Consider the following 23931-nt stretch of genomic DNA (forward strand, 5'->3'; position numbering starts at 1 on the left):
ATCCGGGAATTCGGTGCCACTGCTCTGGGATTTCGCTTCGCTGTACCAAGGCTATACCTACTACTGTTCCTAAATTTCTGTCAAAGCCTTGGCAATTGATTCTGTCATTGCCTTTGCATCACCAAAAAGCATGTAGGTGTTGTCATGGAAAAACAGCTCATTTTCAACACCGGCATAGCCTGGTGCAAGGCTTCGTTTTACGAATAAAATTGTTTTTGCCTTTTCTACCTCGAGAACAGGCATGCCATAAATGGGAGAGCTGGGGTCCGTTTTTGCTGCTGGGTTGGTAATATCATTAGCCCCGATAACAAAGGCAACATCAGCAGTTGCAAAATCCCGGTTAATTTCACTCTGCTCAAAAACACGATCATAGGGAATATTGGCTTCGGCCAATAACACATTCATATGGCCAGGCATACGACCTGCTACGGGATGAATGGCAAAGCGCACGCGAATTGAACGGGCTTCTAAGGCATCGACCAACTCTTTAACCGCATGCTGTGCATGGGCAACCGCCATACCGTAGCCGGGGACGATAATAACATCTTTGGCATTCGATAATAAAAAGGCCGCGTCTTCACCATTAGCTTGCCTGACTTGCTGGCCTTCATGATGAGAACTGCTCGCTGATGAATCAACTGCTTTGATACCGCCAAAAATAACATTGAATATGGAGCGGTTCATGCCAACGCACATGATATAACTCAGGATGGCCCCGCTGGCTCCAACAAGCGCGCCTGTAATCACTAGTAAATGGTTACTTAGAGTAAATCCGATACCTGCTGCAGCCCATCCTGAATAGGAGTTCAGCATTGAAATGACAACAGGCATATCGGCTCCGCCAATTGGGACAATCAGCAAAAAGCCAAGCAGGAAAGAGAGTAGGGCGAGCAGGCTGAAAACATGAATTGACTGCTGGCTAACAAAGCAGATAAACAAACCAAGAATAAGCAAGGCGGCTATTAGATTTACTAGTTTTTGCCCAGGGAATCGAATAGGTTGGCCCGTCATCCAGCCTTGCAATTTTAGAAAAGCAATAATGGAGCCAGAAAAGGTAATGGCACCGATAATCAATCCGAGACTCATTTCAATTAGGCTGGCTGTTTCAATCGCACCAGGTGAGCCAATACCAAAAGAGGTCGGCGATAGAAAGGCACAAAAAGCAACCAGAACAGCGGCTAGACCAACAAGGGAGTGGAATCCAGCAACTAGTTGTGGGATGGCTGTCATATTAATCTTTAAAGCGATCAGGGTACCAACAGCCCCTCCAGCAATAATTAATGCGATTAATAGCCAGTGATGGCTCACCGTGGGCATCATCAGGGTAGAGATAACGGCAAGAGCCATACCGCTAATACCTAGCAGGTTTCCTCGTCTGGAGGTTGAAGGACTAGCAAGTCCTTTGAGCGCTAAAATAAAACATACAGCAGCAATCAAATATAAATATGGAACTAATGAGGTCATGAGATATCCGTCCTATAAGGCCTAAAGCTTTTTTGTAGTAGATCACTCCGTACTCGGGAAAGTCCACTTTTGGCCCATCTCGAGAGAAAAACCTGATTAAAAATGCCCAATTAGATAGCTATTCTGCGCTTTTTAATCACGTTTTTCTCTCGACCTGGACTCAAAATTGAACTTTCTCCAAGATTTTTACATCCCAGGTGAGCTATTACGATTTTTTATACATACGCAACATACGCTGTGTCACAACAAAACCACCGAATATATTAATAGCAGTGATAAAAATAGCTAAGCCGCCAAGATAGGTGATTGTTCCTGTAAGTTGGCTTCCTGCTGCAATGAGTGCTCCCAAAATGATAATACTTGAGATCGCATTAGTTACTGACATCAGTGGTGTATGTAAGGCTGGTGTTACCTTCCATACCACGTAATAACCTACAAAGCAGGCTAGAACAAAGATAGTCAGAATAGCTATATAGGGATTATTTAGGGTATTAATACTAGTCATTTCAGATGTCCTTAGCCTGTTGGAAAGGTAAATAGCTGCCATCGTGGCTCAGTAATGCCTGCTTGATAATTTCATCTTCATTATTAAAGATCAGTTCAGCAGGAGTTGCTGCGAGCAGGGTTACTAAATGCACAAGGTTGTTAGCGTAGAGCTCACTAGCAGTAGCGGGGATAAGTCCAGCTAGATTAGATAAGCCAACAATAGTCACCTCGCCATCCTTGATGACTTTATCGCGTTCACTGGATTCACAATTCCCGCCTCGAGCGGTAGCTAAATCAACAATAATAGAACCAGGCTTCATTCCCTCAACGGTTTTCTTAGTGATCAGGATTGGTGCCTTTCTGCCAGGAATCAGCGCAGTAGAAACGACAATATCAGCCTGCTTAGCGTATTCATCAATGAGTTTGGCTTGTAATTGTTTATATTCTTCCGAGGTTTCGCTGGCATAGCCGCCACTAGTTTCATTATCTTGCTCAGCACTAACTTCAATAAATTCGGCGCCTAAACTTTCAACCTGTTCCTTTGCTGCACGTCGCACGTCAAAGGCATAGACCACAGCACCTAATCGGCGGGCAGTAGCAATAGCCTGTAAACCAGCAACCCCAGCGCCAAGAATAAGCACTTTTGCAGGGTGAATCATTCCAGCTGCGGTCATCATCATGGGGATCGCACGATTAAAATGGTTTACTCCTTCAAGTACTGCTCGGTATCCTGCCAAGTTAGCCTGGGAGGAAAGGCTGTCCATGCTTTGAGCACGGCTAATACGGGGAATGAGGTTCATGGAAAAGACGCTGATCTTTTCTGTGCCTGCCCATTTCAGTAATTCACTATCGGGCTCATTATCAATTGGGGCAATAATCAAGCTATGAGCAGCTAGCCCTTGTAAATCCTCTGGCTTTGGTTCGTTAACACAGACGAGTACTTTGGCATTTTGTAATAAGGCTTTGCGGTCAGAAACGATGCGAGCGCCCGCTGCTTCATATTCTGAATCACTAAAACCAGAGGCTTGGCCTGCATTTGTTTCACAGACTACTTCAAAGCCAAGTTTGAGATAGTGTTTTATGGAATTGGGGGTGATTGCAACACGCGTTTCGTTGCTGCTGTTTTCGTTGAGTGCTGTAATGATCATGCAGAAACATCCCTTTCACTTAGATTTGCTTATCCTATTGCAATCGATTTGATTTTACTAGAGTTTGTGAAGAATTCTCTTTGGCCTTTAAGAGTCATCAGGAAAACTCGAATTCCCGCGGCTTGACTGAGGGATTTCGATAATTTTATAAGATAGTAGTGATCCCCGTCATCCCGAACGCAGAGAGGGATCTCCTTGCATTCAGGAGATGTCTCACTACGCTCGACATGACGTAGGTGTTTAAGAGCCAATTGTCTCCTTCCTAAACTTGTTATAAAGTGTGCCCCACGTTGTAAGTCCAACTTTTTAATATGGAAATTCTCTGTTTTTTTGCAGGGATAGCTTTTTTTTATACAAAAGCGATTTATCCCTTATTGCTTCTTTCCGCCAGTTTGTTTCTCAAACCGAATTGGTCAGTTATCTTTTGGTTTATAGCCGCATTCGCTCTGGGGCTATCTCATCAATACTGGGTAAGTGACCGAGGCATGCCGGATGTGCCTGTTCTTGCTAAAGCGAGTATAGAAGGGGAGGTGGTTTCGATACCCATTAGTTCCTTTACAAAAACACAGTTTCAGTTGCAGGCCCGTCGTTTAAATGACCAAGCTGTTGATGCGACGATACTGCTATCTTGCTATCAACACTGCCCTAAATTTCAAGTAGGGGAGGTTTGGCATCTACAAGCAAAATTAAAGAAACCAGAGAACCTGGCTAATCCCGGTAGCTTTGATTTTGTCCGCGGTTTAGAAGCACGGCATATTCGCTGGACGGGCTATTTAAAACCTGGCGCTAGCCTATTAAGTCAAGGGGATGGCAAGCCACAAACTATTCTTCTCATACGGGAGAAATTAGCAGCTCTTATCGAGAGTGCTCTGCCCAGTGGTCCGGCACTTGGTATTTTCCAGGCGCTGACCTTGAATGTGACTTCTCATATTGACAAAAAACTCTGGGATCTATTTCGCCGTACGGGCACAACACATCTTATGGTTATTTCAGGTTCTCATATTGGTTTAATTGCCGGTTTTGGCTATTGGTTCATCAAATGGCTTTGGTCGTTCTCTAGCCGCTTATGTTTATACTGCCCGGCTACGAAGCTAGCTAGTATCGTTGCCTTATTAATGGCGCTGATTTATGCCTTACTCGCCGGTTTTGAACCGCCTTCGCAACGCTCGCTTTTTGCTTGTTTTTTCTTCTTTATGAGGAATTTTTTAAGCCAACGATTTAGCCTATGGCAAGCCTGGCGTTATGGCTTATTGCTAGTACTTTTATATGAACCTCATGCTGTGTTGCTTCCTGGATTTTATTTATCTTTTATAGCTGTTGCGATTTTGTTCTTAATTAATCAGCGTGTAAGTGGAGGGAGCCTGAAAAAGGCTTTATATATCCAGTTAGCCTGCTTATTGGGTTTAATGCCTCTGAGTTTATATTGGTTTTCTTATGGCGCAATAAATGGATTTGCCGCAAATTTAGTAGCCATTCCCTTGGTTGGTTTTGTGATAGTTCCCTTTGCTTTAATCGCTTTAGGTTTATTGTATTTTTTTGATGTGCAGTTATTAGTTTATCCAGTGAAATTAGCTATTGATGGATTATTAACTTATCTGCAATGGATTGATTCTTTCGCTGGAATAAACCTTGATTTTTCTTACAGCAATTTATTAGCGCCCCTAGCCCTCATGCTAGTCATGCTCCTTCTTCTTTTTCTACCACTTAGGGCATTATTCCCTGCTGTGGTAGTGCTAACTTACTCTGCGATTTTCCCCTCTTATCGAACGCTGGCTCAGGGTGAGGCTTGGATTGATATTCTGGATGTTGGCCAGGGTTTAGCAGTAGTGGTTCAGACAGCAAAACATATTCTGATCTACGATACCGGTATGAAATTTTATCAGGCTGGGGATATGGCTAAGTCGGTGATTATTCCCTACCTTAATACCCTAGGGATTAAAAAGCTGGATAAGGTTATTATAAGTCATCCAGATTTAGACCACCGCGGAGGGTTGCCATCTCTTGAAGAAAAATACCCCATAGCAGAATTGCTCGTTGATAAGGTTTCTTTTTACCATCGAGGGAAGGGCTGCCACAGTTACCCTGCTTGGGTTTGGGATGGCGTTCGCTTTGAGTTTCTAGCGATTAGCCAAAAATTCAGAGATAAAAATAATAGTTCCTGTGTTTTAAAAATCCAAAATCAAGCTGGCAAGGTTTTACTTACCGGTGATATCGAGCGCTTGGCCGAGGACTATCTTGTTAGAACCTATGGGGAAAGGCTCAGAGCGGATATTCTGCTGATTCCTCATCATGGCAGCAAGACCTCTTCTTCCTTGGCTTTTATAAAAGCAGTCGCAGCAAATTCCGCAATAATCTCTGCTGGTTTTGATAACCGCTATCATTTTCCCCATAAGCAAACGATAGAAACGCTACAAAAAGAGAGAGTCACGATTTACAATACCGCCGACTGTGGCATGGTGACGATTGGGCTCAATACAAAAATTAATTTAATCAAGCCATATAGGTACTGCCATACAGGAAGTGAGTCGGCAAAGGGAAATAGGCCTTAATAATTGACAATAAAATGAACACAGTGTACTATACGCTAACTTTTACGGAGAGTGCTCCCTTATGAATTCCGCTGCTTACTTATTCGCCTTATGCGCAATTTTTTTTGGTTTTGAAGCAAATGCGACAAGTGCGGACTGCCAGCAACATCGATGTATAGCTGTGGTGGATGGTGGTAGTACTGGATCACGCTTACATATTTATGCTTATGATTTAGATCAAACTCAGACGCCAATTAATCTAAGAGAGCTATGGTCTAAAAAGGTAAGGCCTGGCTTATCAACAATTGTAAACAATCAGGCAACAGTCAATACCTATCTAGGCTCGCTTTTTTCAGACGCACCTGCTGACAATCTTCCTGTCTATTTTTATGCAACAGCTGGGATGAGATTGTTATCACAACCCCAACAAAAGCAAGTTTATAACTTAGTGCAAAATTGGTTTGCTGGGCAGCCGCAATGGCATTTAAAAAATGCCAAAACAATTACTGGTACTGAAGAGGGGATGTTTGGCTGGCTAGCAGTTAATTATCAACTTGGAACACTGAATTCGCCGAATAAATCTGCTGTTGGTGTGATGGATATGGGCGGTGCTTCTGTCCAAATTATTTTCCCTGTTGATAGAGCAGAGGGATTAAATGAGTCTGATCTAATGCAAGTTGATCTTTATGGACGTCATACCAAACTATTTGTCCATAGCTTTTTAGGACTTGGCCAGACGGAAGTTACTCATCAATATCTCGACTCTTCCTCCTGCTTTGCCAATGACTATGAATTACCTACAGGACGGACTGCAACTGGAGATGCCTATACCTGTGAAAAAGAAGTGTCTTCATTAATGAATGATGTTCATCGCGTAAATCAAATTGTGCAACCTGCTATCAAAGTAAACCCTGTCGATGATTGGTATGTTCTGGGGGGAATGGCCGAGCTTGTGCAATCGCAACCCTTCCAGTTTGAGGGTAGACGATTTACTAATGAATCATTACTTGAACAGGCAAACTCACTGGTTTGTCAGCAGCAATGGCCGACATTGAGTTCTCAGTATTCGGATAATGAGTTTTTCTATGGATACTGTCTTTTCCCATCTTACTACTATGCCTTAATGGTTGATGGTTATGGCATTCAGCCAGGAAAAGCTATTCATTATATGACTGCCAGTCAAGGAGGCGATTGGACTATGGGGGTTGTTTTAAACCAGAGAATTTCATCGTGAATTCATTGTATGATAAGATGCCAAACTAACAAAAAATAGTATAGTTTGCTCTAACAGCAGTTACTTAAACTTAGGGTTGTTATGTCAGTTGAAAAATCAGAACACTATTCACAGAAGTTCATTGAATGGCGTGGTGGATCTGCGGAGTCAGAAGGAGCACTTCTAAGCACTGCAATTTTGATTGATACCTATGTTGCAAAAACTAGTTGGGATAGCATACAAGACGATTTAATTGATGGTAGATCTCAGGCCTACATTGCCTTAGAAGAGTTTGAGCAACGTACCCGGGGTGCAATTCTTTATGGTCGGTTAATTGTTGATGGGTATTGTGAAAGTCTAAATGCAGAGACAGAAAAAGAAGAACTGCAGCTACTGTGCATGATGTTGGAAAGTATAGCTAGTTTAGATATAAACATAAAAAACGAGCCTCAACAGCATCTAAATATACTAATATCAGGCTTTAAAAAATGGATGTCTGAATTTGTCGACAAAAATCCTGATAAAAAGAAAGTTTATGATTTCTGTAAATCAGTTTATACCACGCTGAAAATTCTTGATATTAAATTAAAAGATCTGAGTTGGGCACTTAAGTCCACCGCCAGTCTATTTGTAGATCTCACGAAGATTGAAGCGGATTTAGAAGGTATTTTAGCTACAACGTCAAAGAAAATTGACGAATTAGAATTGCAACCTAGTCCCCAAGTTGAAGAGGATTCAACACCTAAAACCTTCGGTAGTCTTGTTAATCGATCTCATTTAAGAATTTTAGATGATGCTGACCTGGATGTTTATGAAAGAGTTCAACGTTTAGAAGCGAAAGTGAGTAGCCTACCCTCAGTTTTGGATCTCTTAGTCAAATCAAGAGAGAGGAAGACAGAGCTATTAGTACAGAAAAAATATGCTAAAGATTTATTAGCTGCTTTGATAGGAAATAGCCATCAAGCGACTCGAAGAAAGTATTTCCTGACTTTTATAAAAGAAAACGCTACAGAATATGACGCATTAATGGCAGTTTTCCCGAAAGAAGCATCTAAGCGCTTAGTTGAGATACAGACTGAACTCGAGAATCCTGGCTACTATAGAAATTTTGTATCGTCTGCCCAATATGTATCAAGCTGGGCCTTTGCAATGCCTAATAGCGTGGTTCGCTATGTAGCCCCAAATCAAGTAGAGAGTATTTCCAAACGGCTACCCGATACCTTAGATAGTGAAGCTAAAAGAGAATTAGAAAAATTAATTAGGCAACATCTTGATGATATTAAAGAGGAATTAGACGAGTTAAAAACAACAGTGGAGCAGCAAACAGCCTTAATTGATGAAGACGATGATGAATTAACCCAGTTTGCTATGAAAGTAGAATCCTCGGAGCTGACGCAACTTTCAGAATCCCTCAATAACAGCAAGGATTCTATTGTAGAAGCCTTAGAAAAATACCGTACCCTATATCAGCAAATTTCAGAGGATATGACGGTTCTTCAGCAATTTAAGGATGCCGGCTTATATAAAGAAATAGACGCTTTTGTAGATGAATATGACGGTTTTTGGGTGTGGCTATCTAATCTATTTGCCCAGCTTTCTGAATTCTTCAAAACAGATACAGCTATAGCTGTGGATGAAGTAGCTGAATTGAAAAAGGAAATGATTCAATTTGAAAAGGAATATAATGATCGTATAGAGCAAAATATTAATGAAATTAAGGATAACTCCCATATTCCTGAAAGCGTGAAAATTTCTCTATTAAAACAGTTCTCACAAATTCCATCTGAATCGCTCGAGTCTGATACTGGTAAAGATTCTAAGACTAGCAGTCGCGATGCAATGACTTGTTTAATTGATATCAAATTAAAATTTTCAGTCTTTAAGCCTCAACCTAAAGCATCTCAACAAGAAGTGCTAGACGGTTCTGATGATGATTTTACAAAAGACCAAAGTAATAACTTCAGTGCGTCATTGTGAGAAACGCAGTAGCTAAGCAATCCAGGTTCGAAGCTTTGAACCCTGGATTGCTTCACTCCGTTCGCAATGACGGTATCCCCACGAATTTTTAACGCAAAGAAATAGCTATTGATTAAATGATTATGCACTTTCTTATGTCGTTCCCGCGCAGGCGGGAATCCATTTATCAAGCGAAGCCCGTCACCATGTTTGAGGGATGGATTCCTGCCTGCGCAAGAATGGCAGAAAACAGACCAATCTAAGCAATAAATAAATATCTTTTCAGTTGCATCTCTGAATCTCAAATTCGTGGGGATACCTCAGGTCTCGAAGCCTTGCACTCTGTGACGCTTCGAGACGTGTGCATGCGCACACTCCTCTCAAAGAACGATTTTCATTATTTCTTTCGCATAAGCCTGGGGAAAAGGTGTTTGAAGGATAGATGAGGGGCTTCTGATTCGAAGTTCTTTGCTGATATTTGCCCTAAAGGGGCTGAGTTGCTCAGCGCGAACGGTTAAACTTAATGGCAGTGAATGACGGAGTGGGGGCCTATTTCTTTCTAGATAGGCTCTACAGCGATTATCCATTTCGTGTCAGGGTTTATTTTTGCGACAGATCCGTTGTGAGAAGTTCGCTTATTGCCATCATTCCCGATTGGAATCCTCGATACCCAAAAGTCATAAGCACCTAATCTGCCATTAATATTTCCTGTTTAGAATCAACATACTCGAAGACAAATTGGAAAGACTAAATGAAGGCTAAACAAGAAATCGATGTTCGAGGTACTTCGGCTCATAAAGGTAGAACAAGTTCGGCTAATTTATCAAATAGTGTTTCAAATAATAACGCAAGCTCGTTGCCTCTACTTTCGATTTTTAATTCTGATCTTTCCGCAATCGTGCAGAAAGGCCACGATACTCTAAAAATATTTGAAGATATCTCTTCAAGTGTCACTCTTACACCAGCAAAAGGCACCAAATTAGGAATGTTAGAATACTTAAAAAGTATTCACCCTCGTGTTTATTCAGCTAAAGAAATTAAGCTTTTGTTAGATGATGTAAAAATCGGTAATGACCCTTACGGAAGCAAAGATGAAAAGGTTATTAGATTCTTATTAAGAAAGGATATGGAGTTGGTTTTTGGTGAAGAAGGTTACCCTTCAAACAATGGTGCTCCTGCCCATGCTCAAATGACTAAGGATGATCCTAATATTCCTTTGTTTAATAGAAAATGTATTACAGCAGGCAATGCTTTTTTTAATGAAAGGAATGAACTTGTTGCATTAAATAATAAGAGTGGTGATTTTCAACCAGAATTTCAATCCCTTTGTTATATGTTAATTGCATTACTAGATAATAACGTACCATTAGGTGACACAATTACTATCCGAGAAACCTGTAAAAATACTTCCCATGTTATGTTAAAAGAAGATTTTGTTAGATATGCATTACAACTTAAAGAGCAATTTATACAGCAGCAAAAGAAAGAAGAACAAGATAAGCCACATGAGGAAAAACCTTCATTATTGCAACAGAATTCCAATGAGTCATTCATAGAACTTCTTGATAGCTATATGAAAAAACGAGATGAGTATGCTCCTGAGTACAAGCACTATTTTTTTTGTATAGGGTTAGGGCGTAGCAAAACAGAAAAGCGAGAAGCAATTGACTGTATCAAAAGTGTTTTGTCGCATGGAATTAATGGTGGAGCGATAAGTGATGCTCATTTGAAAGCATTAGACAATGGCGAGCTAGGTAAGGCAATTACAACTTTCTTGGCTGCTAATACGATTACGTCCTCTTTGGGAAGAGAAAGAATTACTACAGTTTCGGATTTGGTAAAAAGCTTGAATAAGGGTGATTGTAGTCTTCAGGACTCTATTGGTGAAAGAATACAATTGAGAGGATAGGTAATAACTATTACGATGATAGCTTGTCGCGCTCCTCTTACTATTGGATGACTGACCGGATGAGGAGCAGCGACGAAATTACATGGGTTTATATGCTAGGTTCGGTTGCTGATCATCATTCAACCAAGACTCACCATGTCTAATGGTTTTCCGACATTCGCGAATATTTATTAATGGCTGAGCACAAAGTAACGAAAGAAAAATGATACTGGTGGTGGCGGCATTTCTAAACTTAAGATTCCACATAAATACTTCAAAGCCCATGTATAAGGAAAAACCAGTGGCTTTTGCAGAATAGATTAAACTCTTGTCTTGAGCAGAATAGGCAGTAATTAGTCCGTCTTTAACGGTCTCTCTGTCTTTATCTTGAATTCCCTTAAGCACTTCATTTCTTGCCGACACAGTATTGTTGGTTGCTTGTCTTATTGGCATACCAAAAAATGTAAAAGGAGAAGATTTTATTATATTTAGAGGCTCATATTTCGTTTGAGTCATTTTTATAATCCATATATCGATCCAATTATTGTCTGACAATACTACAAAGAATTATCGATTAGAATCTTGCTCTTTGTTTTGCAGTAATTTCCTGCGTACGAGTGGTTAGTACCCCCTATATTTCGCAATTTTACGTAGTCCAAAAAAGTTTTCCTTAGTATAGGCATATTATTTTGATGCGGTTTTGGAGATTCGATTCTTCCAAACGACGACATATCTTCTCTTTAAGGACGAAAGAGGACTGGAATTTTCCTGGTTTTAATGACTAAACGGGTTTGTCGTTGAGATAAAGATTGAGTGAATAAGTGGGTATTGATGAGCATATCAGTACAAATTTTATTTATGAGGCTTTTGCTCAGCGATAAACCTATCCTATTTTTCGCTCATCTTTATTTCTTAGTTCATTCAATTTTCAGAATAAATTCGCGAGTAAAAGCTTGAAAGCACCTATAGATCAATCCATAGATATGTCGGTTAAGAAAAGGCTGATTGCAGACAGTGAGTTAAGTGACATTAATTTAAATGACATTCAAAGGGAAAAAGATTCCTCAAAAACGTATACAGCGACATGGATGGGGAAAACTGTTTCCATAAAACACTTAGTATCTCAGGAATATGGCGGTGGTGGCATTAACCTTACCAAAGAAAAGAGTTCTAAATTTTAGCCATATAAACTTGGCCAGCATCTATGGATTGGCTCAACCGATGGGCTTTCATGGTTCCTTTAACCAAAGATGGTGAAATCTGCGGCCCTCAGGACATCGCAGAAAATGCAGAGTTGGTTGTTTTTGATCAAGATGCTATTAAAGTGGATTATGTGTTGCAACTTAGAAAAACATTACCGCCGCAAAAGCCAAATATTATTGGTGACAATATAAATTCTTTCTTTAAAAATGCGAGACCGGATGCTGCGCGTATAGCCTCTATGCAATATAGCTTGCCTCAAGCTGAATTGGGTAACAGCCTTTACATGCCTTTACAAGTTAAACCAAAGATAGAAACAGGGTTTACCTTAAGTAACCAAGAAAGAGTTGAGGTAGGTGGCGACGAACAAGGCAATCTTACCGTTATTCATCCTAAATCCGGGGAATCTAAAACCTGGAAAGCACATAATGGGGCCATTTGTTCGCTTAAATTTATTGATGATCGAATTGTTAGCTTTAGCAAGCAAGATGGTATGAAGCAATGGGATTGCCCAGTAGGTCTGAATCAGAACGTGTACACCTTAATGTAAATTCAAAACTCCCTAACATGGAACATCTATGACAAGAATAATGTTATGGTTAATGTTGACGATCACTAGCCTAGGTTATTGCAAAAATACGTCAGATTTATATCAGGTAGGAACCTTTGCGGCGGTACTCAATGGTGCAGTGAACGGTACTGAACACTTATTGTCAGTCGCAATCATGTTAAACCTTTACAAAGGTATGACAGGCTGAAAACCCGCATTGAAAAAAGGTAGAGAGGACATTTAAACCGCATAAGACAATGACAAGCCACATTAACATGCCTGCAAGCAATGCGGTTTTGGGGTAGGATTTAAGAGACGATTTAGTTAGGTAATCGCCAAAACCAAGTATGCAAAATCGAATAGCATAGGCCAGCAATAATAAGATAGAAAATACAATCGACCAAACTGGCATGTGCAATCCTAGGAAGGCTGAGCCAATATACTCATGACCGGGTCTTGGATAGATATCAAGTAAAGTTTGGCGAGAGCTAATAATTAATAACAAAATGGTAGAGAGCAATGTAAGGCCTTCATAACGCATGGAATAGCCATTGCGCAAATTGAGGATAACACCAAAACAAACGCCAAAATAAGCAACTCGTTGTAGTAAACAAAGTGGACAAGGGTATTCGCTATAAACTAATTGCATATACATTGCCGTTGTCAAAATAAATGCCATTGCCGCTAAAATTAATAAGGAATAAATGTAATTTAGTTGAGTTAGACTATTTTCAGAGCTTAAGCGATGCAGAATGTTTTTAGACACAGAGAGGTTCTCCATTTATGTTTGAATCCATGGCATTTTGAATCCATATTCAGGGGAGTAAATTTCAAACAAGAAAAGCCCGATAACTAATACCAAGGTTAGGGCGAAAAAACTTAGGGCAATACCTTCGCATCGAAACCAAGCGAAAAGAAAAGAAATAAATAACAGAATAAATATAACGAGCATCATAGATTTGTATTCATAGACCTAAATAATTTTATGAATATACCGCTCAAGTCCAATTTAAGTAAAGTAAGAAATTTCTTACATGTTAATCCTATTTTGTCCCGTATATTGTCTTTATCAATCCAGATAGAATGAAATTATTGGAAGTTGCAATAACAAAGTCTGTGAATAAGGATATTCACCGAATGATGCAAGGAAGGCAGCACTCAGCTTTGTATTGCAACTTACCAAACCAACACTACCTTCTTTATATGAAAAAAATACCTATTCATACTGATATTTTCGATTTCTCTAAACGATATGATTTTTGCTAAATCCTCAATTCGCCAAATTGATTTTGATAATTTCACCTATCTACCTTAATGCTGCGGTCACTGCCATTAAGTTAAGGGCATTTGTCATTCCCGCGAAAGCGGGAAACCATCTCCACATTGGCACTGTGCTTAGCTAGAAATAGTTTCCCGCTTTTGCGGGAATGACAAAACCTTAACGTCGATGCGCGCTGGGATAATAATGATTACATTAACCAGCAGGTATTCTGGTCTTCAGGCACCTCATGCTCTTGAGCAACGTTTTGATGATTAAAAAAACCAACCCTAGCCAGACCAGCTTTTCGTTCTAGACTTAGCTGCTGGTAGAACTGCTGTTAGACGCTGTGCCAGATAACTAATCCAGCTGTCTTTATCCTTAGAGAATAAGAGAGGATCTATAATTAAGTTTGTGCATTTATTTTTGCCAATAGCAGGTGCCGTTTTTACTAATTGCGTATAAAAAAATTTCTCATATTTTGTAAGTTTTTCTGTTTTTCCGTGCATAGTTATTCCTAAATAAAAGGATGCCTATGCTCCAAGTCAGATTAATACAAGTCCAATGGATTGTTCTCATATCTCATATCTCATATTGAAAAAGTTAATATTTATTTTCTGAATCACCGTGGCTTGACCTATCAACTAGTCTTAAGTTTTACTTGTGACGGAACCGGTCGGGCTGAGGAAGCCTATAGGCCGTCTCGAAGCTTAGGCAACTCGCATTACAAATAATCAGCTAGGAATTGGTAACTATGATAGAAATTATTAAAGACAAGGATTTTGCTTCGCTAAAGTCTATAGGCCATGCTTTTTTTACACGTCAAGGAGGAGTCAGTAAACCTCCTTACAACTCCCTGAATTGCAATGATAGCGGTAGGGATAAGCCTGAGAGTGTTCAAGAAAACAAACGTAGAGCGTTGGAGCATCTTAATCTCCACATAGAATCAATGATTACAGTGAGGATGGTTCATGGCCATGAGGTTGCTGTTGTTGATAAATCCTGGGATGTGAACTTTAGACCAGAAGCCGATGCAATGGTGACAACGCTTAAGAATGTTGTACTTGCTTCCAATAGTGCAGATTGTCCGATTGTATTGTTAGCTGATGAGGGCGCAGAAGTCATTGGTTTGGCTCATGCAGGATGGCGAAGTGCAAAGAGCGGTATCATTGAAAAAACGGTTGAAAAAATGATCACTCTTGGCGCAAAGCAAAATCAAATTGCAGCTGTCATTGGGCCCTGTATCACAAAAGACTCCTATGAAGTTGATTCAATCTTTTTTCAGCAATTCTTACTAGCCAAGGCTCAAAATAAAGTCTATTTTTCTCCCTCAAAAAAACCGGATCACTACATGTTTGATCTTCTGAGCTACGTCAACGATGATCTTAATCGTTTAGTTCTCAAATCTGTTACAGCAATTGGTTTAGATACCTATAAAAAGGAAGAGCTATTTTTCAGTTGCCGACGAGCCTATCACAGGAACGAACCTGATTTCGGCGGACATTTATCTTGTGTCTATTTTGTTTAGCCATAGGTCACGTCTCTTCTTGTATCTACATTACGTCATCCAGAGCGCAGCGAAGGATCTCCGGGATTAGCACAGTGCCTCATTCAGGAGATCCTTCGCTGCGCTCTGGATGACAGGTTGTGTTAGGGTGACAGGGCTGTGATGGCTTAAAATAAATCATTTCTGCGAGATTGCTTTTATCACTTTTTGCATCATTATATCTTTTGAAGAGTAAATTTGATCGGTAAAAAGATAAACATCTTTTTAAAGCCTAGAAGAACAACTATTTCGACATAGTATTAACAAGGTTATCCACAGATTTTGTGGATAATTAAAATTGCTGTGAAAAATTAATAAAGGGTTGAAACACTTTGTCAGTATGGGTTTCTTAGGAAATTTGGAAATTAGAGGAAACTAAATAGAAGAATGGCTAAAAAGTTATCCACAGGAATTTTAGTGGATAAAAAGGAATTTCGGACAGCCATATTATCAAATAAAAAATAAAAAAACAGTCTTGACTCTGAGAATTTTTCTATTCGATTAGGAATCATTGCTTAACTAATTGATAATTTGAATAAAAAATTAAACTCTTCGATTAAGGAAAGACAAGAGACCTGCAATCTCAAGATTTTTAGGGTCTATAAGCTATACTCTACAAAGAAGGTAAAGCTTATGAACTTGAAACGACAGTTTGAGAGTGTTTTTTTATTTTTTTTGATGACGTTTGCCTATCCTGTCTTTGGAGAAGGCGCCGCGCAGCCTGTAGCGAGCCAACCTCAGTTGTTAGAGTCAAAAGAACTTGTGGATAGTGGTTGGCTTCCCGATCTTGTTGGCTTGCCCAATGAAGAGGAGGTTGAAAGCCTGACTAAGCATGTTGCTGACGTGATGGCAGAAGAACAAGATAAGACCTGTAATAAGATAGACTACAATCTCAGGATGGTTATTTTTCAAAATTTTGTCATTTATCAACATATGGCCAATGCGCAGAATATCTATTTTAAGGATCAAATAGTACAAAAATATGCGCATGTTCTGGGCATGATTCTCAAAGAAAGCAGCGGTGATCCAACGAATGTCACTGACATGAGTGGCCGCTCAATATCTACCAGCAAGCCTGATACAAATTTGCAACGATGGAGTGAGCTCTTAAAGCTATCATCGCGAAGTGGAATTAAATTTAATTACCAAACCAATTTTGGACTGACTCAACTCTCAGCAGACAGATTATTTGTGGCCTTTAAATTAGCCCATGCGCATACCAGGGATATACTGGAAGGGAAGTATGGTGATGCCACTGCCAAAAGAGTAATTATGGATACATCTATTGCTATTCGCAGATTAGTTTGGCTTTATCAGGATTGTGCTCAAGGGCGATTATCCCAAAATGATGAGCGTATTAAGCAAGAGGATATTTACAAAAGTGAGTTTAATGAAAGATACCAAACAGGTTTAAGGATGGCTCTTTTGTATTGTGGTACCCGATATTTGTTTAACGTTGAAAATCAATATATTTGGGATAATCAAGGGTCAGTGTTTGAGAATGCTGTGGCTTCTATTGCTTATTGTAAACTCGGTAATTCACAACTAGGATATGGCAAAGATGAGGTTGATGAGCAGTGTTTTGCCGAATGGGTGACTTTATGCCCAGCCTTAAACATCAACATAGCGCTTCTTACACCACTTAGTTATTTTCAAACCCGCGACTCCAAACCTGTCTGCATGGATACTTTTAATCATCTTCTTATTAAAGCCCCAGGAAATCAGCCATCTGCTGATAGTTCTCCGCGATGACCTAGCTGGCTTGGGAGTCTTAACTTGAAAGCCATGCCTTCCAGACCAGCATACCTATGCTATATTACAAAATTACGACGTTCATCCTGAGTACTATCTACTGTTGTACCAACATCCCTACTTTAAAGTTTTTAATATTCTCTTTTATTTCATTATGTTCAAACAAAGACTCTTTAATATAGTCGGTAAATTTACTTAACATAATGCCAATTGGTAATAGGAAACCGATAGGGCGGTCTTCAGGCTTAAAACTTTGAGCAACGTCTTTTGCAAATTCATTAACTTGCTCATCAGACTCTGGATCTATAGACATTGTGGTAATTTTGCTTAATATTCTTTTGAATTCTTCTTGTTTTCCTTGCAAAGCATACTTAGCATAGACTGCAGCTAAACCGTTGCAAACTCCTTCTCTATTCATCCTGAATGGTAAATTATGCCAGTCGAGATATCTTTTTAGATTCGCAATTACTCGAGCTTGATCAATTGTAAAACTCATATTGCAACTCCCACATTGGTTCAATTATGTGTAGTGATTATTAAGGACTGATTAGGAGGGCTAGGTAAAATGGGAGGGCAACTTAGACACAGTGATCCAACCCACAAAATCTTAATTGATGATTATCCTTATCTAAGGAAAACCTTGATTACGCAGTGTAATCAAGGTTTCATTTAAAACTCACATAGTTAGCAACTAGATAAGGTTCTTGGATGAACTAAATTTAAAAAATCACCAATGTTGATTTTCAGCAGCTCATTATGATTACCCGCATTAAAGACTAACCATTCTTTATGGGCGAGGCTATCAGCGAGATAGACATCCATACCATAGAGCTCACCAAAAAGCGGTATAGCGCCAACTTCGCAATCTGAAAATTTGTCTTGAAATTCATACTCTTGCGCGATTTCAGCACGTTTTGAGTGAGTCTCGCTTTTTAAAAGCTCGAGATTCAGTCGACTATTGGCGGGAATTGCGACTAATACGAATTTGCCATCTAATTTGACTACAACAGATTTAGCAAAATAGCCTCCTTTGATTTGGGCTGCCTGTGCACATTGTGATGCTGTATACGCTCTCGGATGACTAATAGTCTTGTATGCAACATCATGATTTTTCATATATTTAATAAGTGATTGGCTTAGCATGATGGACTCCAGCAAAAGAACTTACATCTAAAGTATAGTTCACGAGCTTCACTGGAGCTTTGTTGAGACTAGAGCCCGCGGTCAAGCCCACAGGTATCTGCACAATTGTCAGCAACAGATCAGTCCAGTCCCCCTAACGCACCGTCATCCTGAGCGCAGCGAAGGATCTCCGGGATTAGCACGGTGTCACATTCAGGAGATCCTTCACTGCACTCAGGATGACGTAGTGCTGAGACAAGGAGGGCGTGACCTATTACAGACACTTTTGTAGATACCTATGGAGCAAACCGCGGGAGTTCGTTCTTTTATATCGATCGCATATATTCCCTCAGCTCCATAGCCGGCGATACTTCAAAGCCAAATTTACGATAAAACTCACTAGCTGTAGAATTTCCTTGCCATACAAATAAGCCGATTGAGGCATAGTTTTTATCTTTAACTTTATTAATCAGATGATTCATCAATAAGCTGCCGATATATTGTTTTTGATACTCAGGATGGACGCAAATATCGTAAAACATACACATTTGACCATCCCCTACAACACGTCCAAAACAAATTAATTGGGCATTTTTTTTGATGTATGCAATGTGGGTTGATAACTTTAGCGTTAGTTCCCACTGTTCTTTAGTTGGATAAAAATTTTTTCCCCAGCCGACACGTTCTGAAAGCTCATTAATCTCAGAAAAGCTAACCTCATTTTTTGATTCTAAAATAATTAAATGATTTAGATTATCCATGCTGTCCTCAAAGAAGAATTAAAAACTTCATTCATTATAAGGATAGCTTGTAATTATTTTTACCGTACTAATACGGTGTAGTTATATCCAGCGGCCAAATCCTGATAAAGGGTTACAATCGTGAGCAATTGTTCAAGCTTATATTGATTAACTTCTATAGCCAGCTTATCTAACCTGACCTTAGTTTCTATCAGATTAAAATGACTAATAATTCCCTTTTTATACAAGGCTTGATCAAGGCTATAAGCCTTCCTTAAATCCCGCTCAGCTTTGGAGATGTCATTGAGGCGTTTGCTATAGAGATCATGGGCTGACAGATCATTAGTTACATCACGAAGAACCTTACGTAGTGTGTCGGTATAACGATAATAAGAAGCCTTATCCAAGCCCTTGGCCTTTAGCAATTGACCATAGGCTGAAGCTCTTAGAAGGGGAATTTCAGCGATAGCCTGGTTGAAGTGAATCGCTTGGCCTAGTTGCCCGCCATTGGCGACCTTGGCAATTTCACCCCTGGCCAGGGCTAAATTGATTGAGGGTAACCAGTTGGAGACAGCGATGCCTATTCCTGCATTAGCTGCCATTAATTCCTGTTTTGCCTGCTCCAGGTCAGGTCGATTTTCAATAATGTTGAAGGGCAGTGCGCCAAGCACTATTTGATTGGTATTTAAATTTTTAAAGTGGGAGTTTACAGCCAGGGCACCAGGGTTTTCATCGAATAAATAGTGTAGGGCATTTGCGTTAATCACGATATTTTGCTGCACCACTCTCTCTTTTGCCTGAGTCAAGGAGAGCTCGGTTTTTGCCAACTCTACATTGGTTCTCGAGTATAAACCACCTTCATACATCGATTGAGAAATAGTAATGAGCTTAGCGAGATCGCGTTCTAAATTGTGCACTAAAGTTAGCTGCTCAATTTGGCTCAGATAAGAAAAATAAGCACTGCTAACCTGACTAATTACAGCTAGCCGGGTTCCCTGAAACATCGCTTGAGTAATTTTTAATTCATGTTTAGCTCTTTGTTGTTCCTTGATTTGTTTAAAAATATTGATGGTGTAGGCGGGGACAACATTCAGTAGAACGCCTGGAAAGCCTAAATAAGGAAAGGAAGAGTAGCCTGCATTGCCGGTGACATCAGGAATCCAGTTGAGTTGCACCTGCTTTAGCTCACCTTGTGCAGCCTCGATATTTGCCATGGCTACTTTTAGATCATTATTATGAATTAAGGCCTTATCGACCATGGTATTTAAACTCGGATCGTTGAATTTTTTCCACCAGGCAAGGCAGGGTAATTGTTCTTCGGAATTTCGATAATTCTTATCTATAACAGGCCATTTCTGGGGTACCTTAATAGCTTGAGGATGATGAGTACAGGAGCTCATTAGCACACTCAAAATCAGCAAACCGGTAGTCCTTCTCAATTTATTCTCCATCATTGTTTTCATTAACTTTCATCAATTGCTTTAAGATATTTTCTGTCTCGAATTCGAGCAGCTCATTTCTCAGAGGTGCTAAAACAAATAACCGACGAATATTATGATAAACCTGGTGGATAGACGAAGTAAAAAAGGCCAGTTCATTTTTCAAGTTGAAATCGGGATGGGCATCATGTTTTGTTGCGTCAACAAAGGCATATAAATCTAGGATATTATTATTTAACATCGCACTTATTTTTAAGTAGTGACTTTCGCGTAATGGGCGATGTTTAACGACCGTGAAAAGTCTGTTTAAACGAGAAATAATTCTTTTTTGCAAGTCGAGATAAAATTTGCGTGACAATTGACTGCTACGAAATAAATAAAACTCAAACATAAAACAAAGTAAAAAGGCCACAAGGGTAGATAATAAATAATCAACAAAAAAATTAGGCACGGCGTAAGTAGATTTTCCGTAATAATCAGTACCTAAGGCGGTTAAAGTCACAGTAAAAATAGTGGGAAAAGCGTAGAGCTTGCCTAGGGAAAAATAAGCCATAAAAACAATAATAGGGATAATTACCAGGATTAAACGAAAATCAACTTGCCCTAGCAGCCAGAAGAGATAAGATAAAAGCAGCCCTAAAACTGCTCCCCAAAAACGGTGGATAGTGCGTTGCAAACTCGCACCCTTATCAAACCCTGCATAGATCATCATGACTGCAAAGCCTATCCATCCTGCATGAGAGTAGTTCAGTGTTTTCTGTACAGCCAAGGCAGTAGCGAAAACAATAGAAATTTGTAGGGCTCTTGTTTTACGATAATCTATAGTTTTGAACATAGTTGGTTCCATGACTTCACTAGCTTATTTAAGATAATCCATTGTGCCGTTTCTAGCGTGCAGGGTCGTTCTTCTTCAATCGCTTTTTTAAGGATTTGAAGATTCTGCATGAATAAACTGACCTTTTCTTTTTCCACCATAATGGTATTTGCCTCAGTCACAGAAACACTTAGATGTAGCCGATTAATTAGTAAATTAATTCTCCAAATTGTTTGCAGGGGAAAATTCTTCGGCAGCAAATTAGTAAAGCGGACCAGGTGGGTAGTATGCCCCCTGACAGGATCAAAGCGTATTCTTTTGTTTTCCATCATTAACGATAAATGCTCAATAATCTGGGTAATCAGTAAATCTAGGGCTCTTAACCATAAACGATAATAGTAACTGCGTGGGAAAAGGGCTAAGGCCGCCAAAACAACCGTCATGGCAATCAGGGTATTAAGACTGTTGTTTAACACAGAATAAAAACTTGTATTCACCTCACGGTATAGCAAAGAATAGGCACCCAGACTTAAGGCTATTGGTGCTATGACAATCCGATGTACTCGTGATTGAATTGCCAGCAGATATAAAAGCAAGGAATAGAAAAACGCAAAGATTGGGAAAAAGGGAGAAATTGAAAGAATATCAAAAAGAAAGGCGCTGATAGTCGACCATAAGATGCAATAAAAGAGTAAGAGATTTTTTTTGCGATAAGTTTCCCCAATCACTTCTGCAGCCATTGCTGTAATAGGAATATAGAAAAAATAAAAATAAGGGTTGGGAATATCAAAAATAAAATTCACGGTGAAGAGAATCAGTAATACATAGGTTGCCTTTACCCCATTGACGCGATGATTGCCATAGGGGTCGTAGGCCTCAATGATCTTATCTAGTTTTGATATAAACATAAGCGCTAGCCCCAGGATGTAGCGGGTATTTGGGATCGGGATCAAGAATTTTTATTTGAATTGGGAAACGTTGGGGCTCTAAAAGCCATTGATTGTCACTGGAAATTTTTTGTACCTGTGTTCTTGGGTCAGTCGTTTGTCTGTCGGCAGCCCATATCGTATTAACAATTTCTCCATGGAAAATTTTATTGAAATAATACATTCGCAGCATGATATACACTTTATCGCCTGGTCTTACATGACGTAAATCAGTTTCATATAAATTGGCCTGTATCCACCAAGTGGAAGTATCGATGAAGGAAAACAGGGGCTTATGAATTTCGACAGGTGTGCCTGGGCCGATATAAAGATTATCAACAACACCGTCTGCGGGCGCCCTAACTAGGGTTAGATTTAAATTCACCTTGGCATTGCGCTCTTCAGCCTTGAAGGCCGCAATTAATTTTTTTTGTTGCACAAGTTGCTGATCTTCTACGGCAATTTGTTTTAAGAGCGAATCCATTTTATTTTGTATTGTGTGTAAATCGTAATCTAATTTCTTAACTTCAAGTTTTGATAGCGCTTCACGAACACTGGGCGCATTTTTGAGTTGATATTCAAATTTAGCCTTGTCATAAGAATATTTTGCAGCCTCAAACAAGGTGCGTGTTTTTTGTGTTTGCCGTTCAATGACCTTAAAACGCTCAATGGCTTCCTCATACTTTGCTTTCGCTGACTCATAAGCTAAGCGATAAGGTTCGCGATAAACTTCAAAAAGGGGATCGTCTTTTTTAACAGCGCTGCCATTGCGAACGTGAATATCGGTAATAAAACCCGAAACATCTGCGGCGATGGGGGTTACATTGGTGACTACGAAGGCATGGCTGGTAAAAGGAATCATATAAGAGAAAATATGATAAATCCCAATGATGATGCTGATTACAATCACAATGATGGGTAAATTTATCTCATTTTTAGAGACCTTGAATATCCGTTTCATCAATAACAGCGATCTATTTGATAATTCACAAAGATAATGCCATATATTAAGGGATTTACAAAGTCGGATAAGGAAGAGAGTTGATGAAAACAGTCGAGGTGAGTGTTGTTCGGATTTATACCCTTGAGCGTGCTGATAATGTCCCGCAAATTTTAAATTACCTGCAAAATGAGGCAAAAATACTTGGTATCAGCGTTTATCGTGGGCTAAGTGGCTTTGGTGAAACTGGCGTGCAAACGGATGACTTTCTGGATATCAGCTTTTCCCTTCCATTAATCATTGAGTTCTTTGATGAGCCAGAGAAAGTTAAGGCGATTTTGGATTATTTAGGCGGTTTATTAGAAAACGAGCGCTTTATTAGTTTTAATGCGCAGATGGGGCTCTAATTTTAATCAAAATGCATGCTCTGCTACAAATGTAGCAGATAAATACTATTGTAGGTGAGTTATGGGAATTCCAATTAGAATTGATGAAACTATTTATAATGAGGCAAAAAAAGTTGCCTCTGCAGAATTTCGCTCTATTCCAAATCAAATTGAATACTGGGCTAGATTAGGAAAATGTGCTTTAGATAATCCTGATTTGCCTATCGAGTTTATAAAAGATGTGCTTCTTTCCAAACTTCAAGATAAATCATTAGCCTAACCATTTAATTTTGAGGATGAGGGTGAGTGATATTGAAATAAGGCAAATGCCTGCATTTAAGAAAGCTTATAAAAAACTTCCTGATTCGCAGAAATTAATTGTTAATAAGGCTGTGCGAGCAATTGTTGCTGATCCAAAGGTCGGTGATGAAAAAAGGGGGGTAAGTTAAGGGCATTTGTCATTCCCGCGAAAGCGGGAAACCATCTCTACATTGGCACTGTGTTTAGCTAGAAATAGTTTCCCGCTTTCGCGGGAATGACAAAACCGGGGCAGTGGGGCTTGGAGGGAGCCGTGC

At 39.6% G+C, this 23931-nt stretch carries 25 protein-coding genes; 12 read left to right on the forward strand and 13 right to left on the reverse strand.

Features of this window, described 5'->3' with window-relative positions; genetic code table 11:
- Nucleotides 1-69 precede the first annotated feature (69 nt).
- From BN1094_RS15765 to BN1094_RS15775, 3 genes are all read right to left on the reverse strand, one after another.
- Nucleotides 70-1464, reverse strand: a complete 1395-nt coding sequence (locus BN1094_RS15765) for an NAD(P)(+) transhydrogenase (Re/Si-specific) subunit beta (RefSeq protein ID WP_044012109.1) — start codon at nt 1462-1464, stop codon at nt 70-72.
- Nucleotides 1465-1669: 205 nt separating this feature from the next.
- Nucleotides 1670-1969 (reverse strand): proton-translocating transhydrogenase family protein, encoded by a 300-nt coding sequence (locus tag BN1094_RS15770; RefSeq protein ID WP_044012110.1) that lies wholly within the window; start codon nt 1967-1969, stop codon nt 1670-1672.
- A 1-nt stretch (nt 1970) separates the two neighbouring features.
- The gene (locus BN1094_RS15775) at nt 1971-3098 is read right to left on the reverse strand and encodes a Re/Si-specific NAD(P)(+) transhydrogenase subunit alpha (protein ID WP_044012111.1); all 1128 of its coding nucleotides are present in this window, start codon (nt 3096-3098) and stop codon (nt 1971-1973) included.
- Nucleotides 3099-3409: 311 nt separating this feature from the next.
- Here BN1094_RS15775 and BN1094_RS15780 point away from each other — a divergent pair, with 311 nt between their 5' ends.
- The 4 genes from BN1094_RS15780 to BN1094_RS18990 all read left to right on the forward strand — a co-directional run bounded on the left by BN1094_RS15780 (nt 3410) and on the right by BN1094_RS18990 (nt 10704).
- The gene (locus BN1094_RS15780; protein ID WP_044012112.1) at nt 3410-5647 is read left to right on the forward strand and encodes a DNA internalization-related competence protein ComEC/Rec2; all 2238 of its coding nucleotides are present in this window, start codon (nt 3410-3412) and stop codon (nt 5645-5647) included.
- Nucleotides 5648-5708: 61 nt separating this feature from the next.
- Nucleotides 5709-6860: an acetate and sugar kinases/Hsc70/actin family protein gene (locus tag BN1094_RS15785; RefSeq protein ID WP_044012113.1), complete on the forward strand. Its 1152-nt coding sequence runs from the start codon at nt 5709-5711 to the stop codon at nt 6858-6860.
- 81 nt (nt 6861-6941) lie between these two features.
- On the forward strand, nt 6942-8816 hold the full coding sequence (locus BN1094_RS15790; RefSeq protein WP_044012114.1) for a hypothetical protein: 1875 nt from the start codon (nt 6942-6944) through the stop codon (nt 8814-8816).
- A gap of 730 nt (nt 8817-9546) precedes the next feature.
- Nucleotides 9547-10704, forward strand: a complete 1158-nt coding sequence (locus tag BN1094_RS18990) for a hypothetical protein (RefSeq protein ID WP_052403338.1) — start codon at nt 9547-9549, stop codon at nt 10702-10704.
- Nucleotides 10705-10782: 78 nt separating this feature from the next.
- Here the strand turns inward: BN1094_RS18990 and BN1094_RS15805 are convergent, their stop codons facing one another.
- Complete coding sequence (locus BN1094_RS15805; protein WP_044012117.1) at nt 10783-11199, reverse strand: hypothetical protein; 417 nt, start codon at nt 11197-11199, stop codon at nt 10783-10785.
- A gap of 437 nt (nt 11200-11636) precedes the next feature.
- Between BN1094_RS15805 and BN1094_RS15810 the strand changes: the two genes are divergently transcribed.
- Genes BN1094_RS15810 through BN1094_RS19710 form a run of 3 tightly spaced genes read left to right on the forward strand, consistent with a single transcriptional unit; the run spans nt 11637 to nt 12641 of the window.
- Nucleotides 11637-11864, forward strand: coding sequence for a hypothetical protein (locus BN1094_RS15810; protein ID WP_141650501.1), 228 nt, complete (start codon nt 11637-11639; stop codon nt 11862-11864).
- A gap of 23 nt (nt 11865-11887) precedes the next feature.
- A complete protein-coding gene (locus BN1094_RS15815; RefSeq protein ID WP_141650502.1) occupies nt 11888-12433 on the forward strand; it encodes a hypothetical protein in 546 nt (181 codons plus the stop codon).
- Nucleotides 12434-12461: 28 nt separating this feature from the next.
- On the forward strand, nt 12462-12641 hold the full coding sequence (locus BN1094_RS19710; protein ID WP_141650503.1) for a hypothetical protein: 180 nt from the start codon (nt 12462-12464) through the stop codon (nt 12639-12641).
- Here the strand turns inward: BN1094_RS19710 and BN1094_RS15820 are convergent.
- Nucleotides 12612-13199: a disulfide bond formation protein B gene (locus BN1094_RS15820; RefSeq protein WP_044012566.1), complete on the reverse strand. Its 588-nt coding sequence runs from the start codon at nt 13197-13199 to the stop codon at nt 12612-12614. The two genes, BN1094_RS19710 and BN1094_RS15820, sit on opposite strands and share 30 nt — an antisense overlap.
- A 782-nt stretch (nt 13200-13981) precedes the next feature.
- Nucleotides 13982-14200 carry a hypothetical protein gene (locus BN1094_RS15825; protein WP_044012122.1) on the reverse strand — a complete coding sequence of 73 codons (219 nt, stop codon included), beginning with the start codon at nt 14198-14200 and terminating at the stop codon, nt 13982-13984.
- 245 nt (nt 14201-14445) lie between these two features.
- On the opposite strand from BN1094_RS15825, the gene pgeF reads away from it, so the two are divergent.
- On the forward strand, nt 14446-15219 hold the full coding sequence (gene pgeF / locus BN1094_RS15830) for a peptidoglycan editing factor PgeF (protein ID WP_044012123.1): 774 nt from the start codon (nt 14446-14448) through the stop codon (nt 15217-15219).
- A gap of 651 nt (nt 15220-15870) precedes the next feature.
- Nucleotides 15871-16989: a hypothetical protein gene (locus tag BN1094_RS15835; protein WP_044012124.1), complete on the forward strand. Its 1119-nt coding sequence runs from the start codon at nt 15871-15873 to the stop codon at nt 16987-16989.
- A gap of 97 nt (nt 16990-17086) precedes the next feature.
- On the opposite strand, the gene BN1094_RS15840 is transcribed toward BN1094_RS15835, so the two are convergent.
- The 7 genes from BN1094_RS15840 to BN1094_RS15870 all read right to left on the reverse strand — a co-directional run bounded on the left by BN1094_RS15840 (nt 17087) and on the right by BN1094_RS15870 (nt 22991).
- Complete coding sequence (locus BN1094_RS15840; RefSeq protein ID WP_044012125.1) at nt 17087-17485, reverse strand: hypothetical protein; 399 nt, start codon at nt 17483-17485, stop codon at nt 17087-17089.
- A gap of 188 nt (nt 17486-17673) precedes the next feature.
- Nucleotides 17674-18132 (reverse strand): aminoacyl-tRNA deacylase, encoded by a 459-nt coding sequence (locus BN1094_RS15845; protein WP_044012126.1) that lies wholly within the window; start codon nt 18130-18132, stop codon nt 17674-17676.
- A gap of 305 nt (nt 18133-18437) precedes the next feature.
- On the reverse strand, nt 18438-18872 hold the full coding sequence (locus BN1094_RS18995) for a GNAT family N-acetyltransferase (protein WP_052403339.1): 435 nt from the start codon (nt 18870-18872) through the stop codon (nt 18438-18440).
- Between the two features lie 59 nt (nt 18873-18931).
- The gene (locus BN1094_RS15855; RefSeq protein ID WP_044012568.1) at nt 18932-20290 is read right to left on the reverse strand and encodes a TolC family protein; all 1359 of its coding nucleotides are present in this window, start codon (nt 20288-20290) and stop codon (nt 18932-18934) included.
- A 1-nt stretch (nt 20291) separates the two neighbouring features.
- Nucleotides 20292-21125, reverse strand: a complete 834-nt coding sequence (locus tag BN1094_RS15860) for an FUSC family protein (RefSeq protein WP_081935183.1) — start codon at nt 21123-21125, stop codon at nt 20292-20294.
- Nucleotides 21110-22012: a hypothetical protein gene (locus tag BN1094_RS15865; protein ID WP_044012128.1), complete on the reverse strand. Its 903-nt coding sequence runs from the start codon at nt 22010-22012 to the stop codon at nt 21110-21112. The genes BN1094_RS15860 and BN1094_RS15865 overlap by 16 nt, the downstream gene beginning before the upstream one ends.
- Nucleotides 21990-22991 (reverse strand): HlyD family secretion protein, encoded by a 1002-nt coding sequence (locus BN1094_RS15870; protein WP_044012129.1) that lies wholly within the window; start codon nt 22989-22991, stop codon nt 21990-21992. Before BN1094_RS15870 ends, BN1094_RS15865 begins: the two co-directional genes overlap by 23 nt.
- 83 nt (nt 22992-23074) lie before the next feature.
- Here BN1094_RS15870 and BN1094_RS15875 point away from each other — a divergent pair, with 83 nt between their 5' ends.
- The 3 genes from BN1094_RS15875 to BN1094_RS15885 all read left to right on the forward strand — a co-directional run bounded on the left by BN1094_RS15875 (nt 23075) and on the right by BN1094_RS15885 (nt 23805).
- Nucleotides 23075-23377, forward strand: coding sequence for a DUF190 domain-containing protein (locus tag BN1094_RS15875; protein ID WP_044012130.1), 303 nt, complete (start codon nt 23075-23077; stop codon nt 23375-23377).
- A 61-nt stretch (nt 23378-23438) separates the two neighbouring features.
- Nucleotides 23439-23636 (forward strand): TA system antitoxin ParD family protein, encoded by a 198-nt coding sequence (locus tag BN1094_RS15880; RefSeq protein ID WP_044012131.1) that lies wholly within the window; start codon nt 23439-23441, stop codon nt 23634-23636.
- A 22-nt stretch (nt 23637-23658) separates the two neighbouring features.
- Nucleotides 23659-23805, forward strand: a complete 147-nt coding sequence (locus BN1094_RS15885; RefSeq protein ID WP_081935184.1) for a type II toxin-antitoxin system RelE/ParE family toxin — start codon at nt 23659-23661, stop codon at nt 23803-23805.
- Nucleotides 23806-23931: the final 126 nt, after the last annotated feature.

It is taken from the genome of Legionella massiliensis (assembly GCF_000756815.1).
GTDB classification, from domain to species: domain Bacteria; phylum Pseudomonadota; class Gammaproteobacteria; order Legionellales; family Legionellaceae; genus Tatlockia; species Tatlockia massiliensis.

What these genes read in the sequence shown, in the direction of transcription:
- BN1094_RS15765 (WP_044012109.1), bottom strand. Translation starts at nt 1,464, where the DNA reads ATGACCTCATTAGTTCCATATTTATATTTGATTGCTGCTGTATGTTTT.
- BN1094_RS15770 (WP_044012110.1), bottom strand. Translation starts at nt 1,969, where the DNA reads ATGACTAGTATTAATACCCTAAATAATCCCTATATAGCTATTCTGACT.
- BN1094_RS15775 (WP_044012111.1), bottom strand. Translation starts at nt 3,098, where the DNA reads ATGATCATTACAGCACTCAACGAAAACAGCAGCAACGAAACGCGTGTT.
- BN1094_RS15780 (WP_044012112.1), top strand. Translation starts at nt 3,410, where the DNA reads ATGGAAATTCTCTGTTTTTTTGCAGGGATAGCTTTTTTTTATACAAAA.
- BN1094_RS15785 (WP_044012113.1), top strand. Translation starts at nt 5,709, where the DNA reads ATGAATTCCGCTGCTTACTTATTCGCCTTATGCGCAATTTTTTTTGGT.
- BN1094_RS15790 (WP_044012114.1), top strand. Translation starts at nt 6,942, where the DNA reads ATGTCAGTTGAAAAATCAGAACACTATTCACAGAAGTTCATTGAATGG.
- BN1094_RS18990 (WP_052403338.1), top strand. Translation starts at nt 9,547, where the DNA reads ATGAAGGCTAAACAAGAAATCGATGTTCGAGGTACTTCGGCTCATAAA.
- BN1094_RS15805 (WP_044012117.1), bottom strand. Translation starts at nt 11,199, where the DNA reads ATGACTCAAACGAAATATGAGCCTCTAAATATAATAAAATCTTCTCCT.
- BN1094_RS15815 (WP_141650502.1), top strand. Translation starts at nt 11,888, where the DNA reads ATGGATTGGCTCAACCGATGGGCTTTCATGGTTCCTTTAACCAAAGAT.
- BN1094_RS19710 (WP_141650503.1), top strand. Translation starts at nt 12,462, where the DNA reads ATGACAAGAATAATGTTATGGTTAATGTTGACGATCACTAGCCTAGGT.
- BN1094_RS15825 (WP_044012122.1), bottom strand. Translation starts at nt 14,200, where the DNA reads ATGCACGGAAAAACAGAAAAACTTACAAAATATGAGAAATTTTTTTAT.
- pgeF (WP_044012123.1), top strand. Translation starts at nt 14,446, where the DNA reads ATGATAGAAATTATTAAAGACAAGGATTTTGCTTCGCTAAAGTCTATA.
- BN1094_RS15835 (WP_044012124.1), top strand. Translation starts at nt 15,871, where the DNA reads ATGAACTTGAAACGACAGTTTGAGAGTGTTTTTTTATTTTTTTTGATG.
- BN1094_RS15840 (WP_044012125.1), bottom strand. Translation starts at nt 17,485, where the DNA reads ATGAGTTTTACAATTGATCAAGCTCGAGTAATTGCGAATCTAAAAAGA.
- BN1094_RS15845 (WP_044012126.1), bottom strand. Translation starts at nt 18,132, where the DNA reads ATGCTAAGCCAATCACTTATTAAATATATGAAAAATCATGATGTTGCA.
- BN1094_RS18995 (WP_052403339.1), bottom strand. Translation starts at nt 18,872, where the DNA reads ATGGATAATCTAAATCATTTAATTATTTTAGAATCAAAAAATGAGGTT.
- BN1094_RS15860 (WP_081935183.1), bottom strand. Translation starts at nt 21,125, where the DNA reads ATGTTCAAAACTATAGATTATCGTAAAACAAGAGCCCTACAAATTTCT.
- BN1094_RS15865 (WP_044012128.1), bottom strand. Translation starts at nt 22,012, where the DNA reads ATGTTTATATCAAAACTAGATAAGATCATTGAGGCCTACGACCCCTAT.
- BN1094_RS15870 (WP_044012129.1), bottom strand. Translation starts at nt 22,991, where the DNA reads ATGAAACGGATATTCAAGGTCTCTAAAAATGAGATAAATTTACCCATC.
- BN1094_RS15875 (WP_044012130.1), top strand. Translation starts at nt 23,075, where the DNA reads ATGAAAACAGTCGAGGTGAGTGTTGTTCGGATTTATACCCTTGAGCGT.
- BN1094_RS15880 (WP_044012131.1), top strand. Translation starts at nt 23,439, where the DNA reads ATGGGAATTCCAATTAGAATTGATGAAACTATTTATAATGAGGCAAAA.